Origin of the sequence: Mesorhizobium sp. M7A.F.Ca.CA.002.05.1.1, assembly GCF_003998335.1 — a bacterium.
Taxonomy (GTDB): Bacteria; Pseudomonadota; Alphaproteobacteria; order Rhizobiales; family Rhizobiaceae; genus Mesorhizobium.
Genome location: NZ_RZQI01000370.1, coordinates 1 through 5,548, shown reverse-complemented (window position 1 = coordinate 5,548; position 5,548 = coordinate 1). Strand labels below are relative to the sequence as shown.

Here is a 5,548-nt window from a genome sequence, read left to right as displayed (position 1 = left end):
TTCCTGGCCTGCGTCCGACGACCCGCCGAAATAGAGCGGCGGCCGCTCCTGGTGCGGCAGAAGGGCGAGGCGGCCATTCTCGACGCGGTAATATTTGCCGTCGAAATTGACCCGCTCGCCGGACACCAGGCCGCGCCAGATGGTCAGGAACTCATGCGCCTGGGCATAGCGCTCGTCATGCGGCAGGAAGACGCCGTCGCCGGCGAGCTCGGTCGGGTTGCCGCCGACCACGACATTGAGCAGCAGGCGGCCATTGCTCAAGCGATCGAGGGCGGCGGTCTGGCGCGCGGCGAAAGTCGGCAGCGTGACACCCGGCCGCAGCGCAACGAGAAACTTCAGCTTTTCGGTCAGCGTCGCGAGACCTGTCGCGGTGATCCAGGAATCCTCGCAGTTCTGACCCGTGGGCAGCAGCACGCCGGGAAAGCCGAGCCGGTCGACCGCTTGCGCGATCTCCTTGAAGTAGCCGAATTCGGGCGGTCGCTGCTGCTCCTCGGAACCGAGATAAGAACCGTCGCCATGCGTCGGGATGAACCAGAAGAAATCGAGCGGTGCGGTGCTGGCAGGCGCGGTCATGTCTGGCACAGTCACGGGCGGATCTCCTGTAGATATGGGTGCAAACGCAAATGGCGCCGGGCGTACTCACCCGGCGCCGTCAGGGGACAAGTTAGTTGCCGGGTGCCGTCCACACCGCGTCGGAGATGCGGACCGCTTTCGGGATCAGCCCGAGCTTGTAAAAGCGGTCGGCGGTGGCCTGCTGGCCGGCGATGATCTCGTCGGTGATCGGAAAGATGCCGAACTTGGTGCGGTTGGCGGCGATGATCTGCGCGTCGAGCGGCACGCCGGTGACCTCATGCAGCGCCGCGGCCACCTTGTCTCGGTTCTGGTCGGCCCATTTCGCCGCCTCGCCAAGCGCCGATATCGTCGTTGTGATGGTTTCGGGATGCGCCTTGGCGAAATCCTTGTTGGCGAGGAAGTAGGTGTTAACCTTGAGCACCTCGCTGGAGCGGGCCAGCACACGCGGCTGGTAGCGGGTTTCGGCGATGGCGAAGAACGGATCCCAAACGCTCCAGGCATCGATCTGGTCGCTGGCGAAGGCTGCGGCTGCATCCGCCGGGCTGAGATAGACCGGCGTGATCTGGTCGAAGGCAAGGCCAGCCTTTTCCAGCGCCGCGACGAGCAGATTATGCGCGCTGGTGCCCTTGCCGACGCCGACGCGCTTGCCCTTGAGATCGGCGATCGACTGGATCGGCGACGCCGGCTTGACGAAGATCGCCTCGCCCTCGCCATTCGACGGCAGCGCGGCGGCATAGACGATGTTGGCCCCCGCCGACTGGCCGAAGATCGGCGGTGCGTCGCCGGTCCAGCCGACATCGATGGCGCCGACATTGAGCGCCTCGACCAGCGGCGGCCCGGCGGTGAACTCGACCCATTTGACCGTCACGCCCTTGTCTTCAAGGGCCTTTTCGATCACCTGCTGCTGTCTGGCGATCACCGGCAGGCCGGTCTTCTGATAGCCGATGCTGAGCTGCTTCAGCTCCTGCGCTGTGGCGCCGGATGACACGGCAACCGTCGCCGCCAGCAGGCCGATGCCGAAAACACGTCTCGTTAGATTGAACATTGATCCTCTCCTTCGATGCGGATCGGCGCCGGGAAAATGGCCTCGCCGGTTGGAAGATGGATCAGGCTAGGTAGTTCTATAAATTTAGTAGAGGAATGATTTTGCGAGTTGAGGCATCGATGTGGAATTGTCTTCTACGGCAGCCCAGAATTCGTCATCCTAGGGCGGAGCAAGGAGCGAAGCGACGCGGCGCAGACCCTAGGATCCATGCCGTGACATTGGCTTTAGGATGCAACGGATCAGAATGGCGCTTGCACGCCCAATAACGCGGGCTACCCTGAAACCATGACCGGCTACGTCTACATGACCGCGAGCCAGAAGCGCGGCACGATGCCATCCAGCGCGAGAAGTCACTGAAGCGCTGGCCACGTCAATGGAAGATCGAGTTGATCGAAAAAGCCAATCCAGAGTGGTTCGAGCTCTTTCGTGGAACCGGCTGGTAGGCGCTCGGTTTCTTTCACCGCCGGAGCATGGCATCACCGTCGCGGCATGGATCCTAGGGTCTGCGCTGCGTCGCTTCGCTCCTTGCTCCGCCCTAGGATGACGAAGACGCGGGGACGGCGCAAAGTCGCACCGCCCCCTTCACTGCGACCAATACTGCCAGGCCCAGTAAAAACTCTCGTCGCGTGGCGGCAGGCGGTCGCGCTCGGCGTCCCAGCGGACCGGCGTTGGCGATTTCGGTTGCTGTTCTGGCGGCTGGCTTTCCCTGGTCCAGGCGAGAAGCCAGTTACCGGCTTGGGCGAACAGCACGGCGGTGGAATGGGTCATCGTCATTCTCCTGCTCCTCTGGGCTCCGATCATTCGCGTCCCGCCCACGGGACGAGCACGCGCTCGATCCTGCGGATGGTGAATTCGAGCACGAAGGCGATGGCCGCGATTACCAGTATGCCCATCACCACCACGTCGGTGACGAGGAACTGGGCGGCCGACTGGATCATGAAGCCAAGCCCGCGTGTCGCCGCCACCAGTTCGGCGGCGACCAGCGTCGACCAGCCGGCGCCGAGCGCGATGCGCAGGCCGGTCAGGATCGACGGCAGCGCGCTGGGCAGGATGACGTGGCGGACCACTTGGCGCTGGGTAGCACCCAGCGAGCGCGCCGCGTTGATGCGCTCCTGCGAGACGCCGCGAACGCCGGACGCGGTCGACAGCGCCACCGGCGCCAGCATGGAAATAGTGATCACCAGGATCTTCGACGGTTCGCCGATGCCGAACCAGATGATGACCAGCGGCAAGTAGGCAAGCGGCGGGATAGGCCGCAGGAATTCCAGCAGCGGATCGAAGATGCCGCGCCCGATCGCGCTGATGCCGATGGCGAGACCAACCGGCACGCCAATGGCAAGGGCGGCGACCAGCGCGGCGAATACTCGCCACAGGCTGGCGACGGCATGCTGCAGCAGCGTAGCATCGACGAAGCCGTCACGGGCGACGGTGATGAACTTGTTCCACACGGCGGCAGGTGATGGCAGGAACACTGGCGACACCAGTTGCAGGCGGGCCGACAGCGCCCACAGCGCCAGCACCACCAGGATGGTCACAGCGCTGACCGCGCGGGCCGAAACGCCTTTGCGCTTGGGGCTGGGTCGCGACCATGGCACCGACAGGCCGTCGGCCTCGTCGATCTTGTGTCCCGGCCGCTCGGTGTAGGAGGTAACGGTCATGCCGCCTCTCCTTCGAAGATCGCGTCGGTCAATTCGCCACGCGCCACCGCAAAAGCCGGATCGGCCTTGATGGTGCGGATGGCTTCGCCCGATGCGTAGCGCCTGGAGAAGCCGGGTTCAAAAGTCCGCACCACGCGGCCTGGGCCGGGCGCCAGCACGACGATGCGGGTGGCCAGCACCAGCGCCTCCTCGATGCCATGCGTCACCATCAGCACGCCGACCTCGCTTGCCGTCCACAGATCGAGCAGCGTCGTCTGCATGCGTTCGCGCGTCAGCGCATCGAGCGCGCCGAGCGGTTCGTCGAGCAGCAGGAATTCGGGTTCGGCGGCGAGCGCCCGGGCCAGGCCGACGCGCTGGCGCATGCCGCCGGAAAGCTCCCAGATGCGCTTGTCGCCGGCGTCGGTGAGCTTCACCAGCGCCAGCAGCTCATCGGCGCGCTGCGCCCGCTCGGCTGGCCTGACACCGCGCAGCCTGAGCGCGAAGGCAACGTTTTCGCGCGCCGTCAGCCATGGGAACAGCGCGTCGTTCTGGAACACCACCGCCCGGTCCGAGCCCGGCGCGGTGATCGGCTTGCCGTTGATGGAGGCGCGCCCGCGTGCCGGCGCGACAAGGCCGGCGGCGACGTTGAGCAGCGAGGTCTTGCCGCAGCCGGACCGGCCGACCAGCACGACGAAATCGCCCTTGGCGACATCGATCGACACCCGTTCGACGGAAGGCGCCGCCTGGCCGTCATAGTGGATCGAGACCTTGTCCAATACGAGATGGGGGTCCAGTACGAGATGGGGGTCGAGCACGAGATGCGGCATGGATGCCTCGCGGTTCGTTGAAATCCGACGGCCCCGGCGCTCGTCAGCGGTTCCGGGGCAGTCAGCACGCGGCGTCAGGGAAGAAGCGCGCGGGCCGGGTTCAGAGCAATTCCAGGAAAAGTGTGAAGCGGTTTTCCGTCCGGAATTGCGTTAAACGAGTACTAGTTCGAGGCGAGCGCCTCTGTGACGTATTTCGACGATACGTATTTCGAATAGTCCGGCAGCACGGCGTCGATCTTGCCTTGCTCCTTGAGGAAGGCGGATGTCGCTTCCACCGCCTTGACCGTGCCGCCGCCGAGGAATTTGTCGGAGGCCTGCTCTTCCAGCGTCGGGAAGACATAGCCCTTGAGCAGCTGCGGCACTTCTTCCAGCTTGGCGCCGGTGAGTTTGGCGATCGCGGCCGCCTGCGGCGACGACACCGACCACGCGTCGGGCTTGGCGAGGAACTCGGCATAGGCGGCGCCCGTCACCTTGACGAAGTCGCGCACCGCTTCCGGGTTCTTTTCGGCGAAGTCGGTGCGCACGATCCAGGCGTCGAAGGTTGGCGCGCCCCAGGCGGCGACCTGCGAGGAATCCACCACCACCTTGCCCGTCGTCTTGATCTGGCCGAGCGCCGGATCCCAGACATAAGCCGCGTCGATGTCGCCACGCGAGAATGCGGCGGCGATTTCCGGTGGCCTGAGATTGAGGATCTCGACCGACTTCGGATCCACGCCCTCATGCTTCAGCGCGGCGAGCAGGCTGTAATGCGTCGTCGAGACGAACGGCACGGCGACCTTCTTGCCGGCGAGGTCGGCGACTTTCTCGATGCCGGCGCCGTTGCGCGCCACCAGCGCCTCGGATTCGCCGATCAGGCCGACTATAAAGATGGTCTGGATCGGCAATTCGCGGCTAGCCGCCGCCGCCAGCGGGCTCGAGCCGACATAGCCGATATCGACCGAGCCGGAAGCGACCGCGGCGATGACATCGGCGCCGGAATCGAATTTGCGCCAGTCGATTACTGCCTTCGTCTCCTTTTCATAGGCGCCGTCGGCCTGCGGCACTTTCGAAGGCTCGACCACCGTTTGATAGCCGATGGTGATTTTGAGGTCGTCGGCATGGGCCGGGCCGAGGAAGGCCGCGCCGGCAAGTGCCGCCGACGAGAGGAGAACAATGCGTCGCGAAATGGTGGACATGGAGGGCTCCTGAAAAGAGAAAAATCGGAATGCCCCATGATAGTCCGCTAATTCTATTAGGTTTGTAGAGTTAAATCCTTCCAACGAAGGCGGGCTTGTTAGAAAAAAGCTGTCGGTGGTCGGCGGATAGGGCGGATGAGGCGGTTGTAGCGTGCAGGGTGTCGCCATAGGGCAGACCTTTTGATGCCGGCGGGACAGCGCCCCCCTCTGTCCTGCCGGACATCTCCCCCTCAAGTGGGGAGATTGGCAGTTTCGGCTTCAGCGCTTTTCTCGTTGACGGTAGAGATGGGG

General features: G+C 64.5%; 6 protein-coding genes and 1 pseudogene. 1 reads left to right on the top strand and 6 read right to left on the bottom strand.

Annotated elements, in window-relative coordinates; genetic code table 11:
- Nucleotides 1-573, bottom strand: a 573-nt coding sequence (locus tag EN939_RS18950; RefSeq protein ID WP_164751072.1) for an LLM class flavin-dependent oxidoreductase, incomplete at its 3' end; no start/stop codon positions are given.
- A gap of 91 nt (nucleotides 574-664) precedes the next feature.
- Nucleotides 665-1,618 (bottom strand): sulfonate ABC transporter substrate-binding protein, encoded by a 954-nt coding sequence (locus tag EN939_RS18945; protein ID WP_127269228.1) that lies wholly within the window; start codon nucleotides 1,616-1,618, stop codon nucleotides 665-667.
- A 329-nt stretch (nucleotides 1,619-1,947) separates the two neighbouring features.
- Between EN939_RS18945 and EN939_RS40070 the strand changes: the two are divergent.
- A pseudogene (locus EN939_RS40070) lies at nucleotides 1,948-2,061 on the top strand (GIY-YIG nuclease family protein); the annotation flags it as partial.
- 139 nt (nucleotides 2,062-2,200) lie between these two features.
- On the opposite strand, the gene EN939_RS18940 reads toward EN939_RS40070, so the two are convergent.
- The 4 genes from EN939_RS18940 to tauA all read right to left on the bottom strand — a co-directional run bounded on the left by EN939_RS18940 (nucleotide 2,201) and on the right by tauA (nucleotide 5,257).
- Nucleotides 2,201-2,386 carry a hypothetical protein gene (locus EN939_RS18940; RefSeq protein WP_127269227.1) on the bottom strand — a complete coding sequence of 62 codons (186 nt, stop codon included), beginning with the start codon at nucleotides 2,384-2,386 and terminating at the stop codon, nucleotides 2,201-2,203.
- A 29-nt stretch (nucleotides 2,387-2,415) separates the two neighbouring features.
- Nucleotides 2,416-3,276 (bottom strand): ABC transporter permease subunit, encoded by an 861-nt coding sequence (locus EN939_RS18935; protein ID WP_127269226.1) that lies wholly within the window; start codon nucleotides 3,274-3,276, stop codon nucleotides 2,416-2,418.
- Nucleotides 3,273-4,082, bottom strand: coding sequence for a taurine ABC transporter ATP-binding protein (locus EN939_RS18930; RefSeq protein ID WP_127269225.1), 810 nt, complete (start codon nucleotides 4,080-4,082; stop codon nucleotides 3,273-3,275). Before EN939_RS18930 ends, EN939_RS18935 begins: the two co-directional genes overlap by 4 nt.
- 161 nt (nucleotides 4,083-4,243) lie before the next feature.
- Nucleotides 4,244-5,257 carry a taurine ABC transporter substrate-binding protein gene (gene tauA / locus EN939_RS18925; protein WP_127269224.1) on the bottom strand — a complete coding sequence of 338 codons (1,014 nt, stop codon included), beginning with the start codon at nucleotides 5,255-5,257 and terminating at the stop codon, nucleotides 4,244-4,246.
- Between the last annotated feature and the right edge of the window lie 291 nt (nucleotides 5,258-5,548).

Coding starts and splice junctions, on each gene's coding strand:
- EN939_RS18930 (WP_127269225.1), bottom strand. CDS start 4,082: ATGCCGCATCTCGTGCTCGACCCCCATCTCGTACTGGACCCCCATCTC.
- EN939_RS18940 (WP_127269227.1), bottom strand. CDS start 2,386: ATGACCCATTCCACCGCCGTGCTGTTCGCCCAAGCCGGTAACTGGCTT.
- EN939_RS18945 (WP_127269228.1), bottom strand. CDS start 1,618: ATGTTCAATCTAACGAGACGTGTTTTCGGCATCGGCCTGCTGGCGGCG.
- tauA (WP_127269224.1), bottom strand. CDS start 5,257: ATGTCCACCATTTCGCGACGCATTGTTCTCCTCTCGTCGGCGGCACTT.
- EN939_RS18935 (WP_127269226.1), bottom strand. CDS start 3,276: ATGACCGTTACCTCCTACACCGAGCGGCCGGGACACAAGATCGACGAG.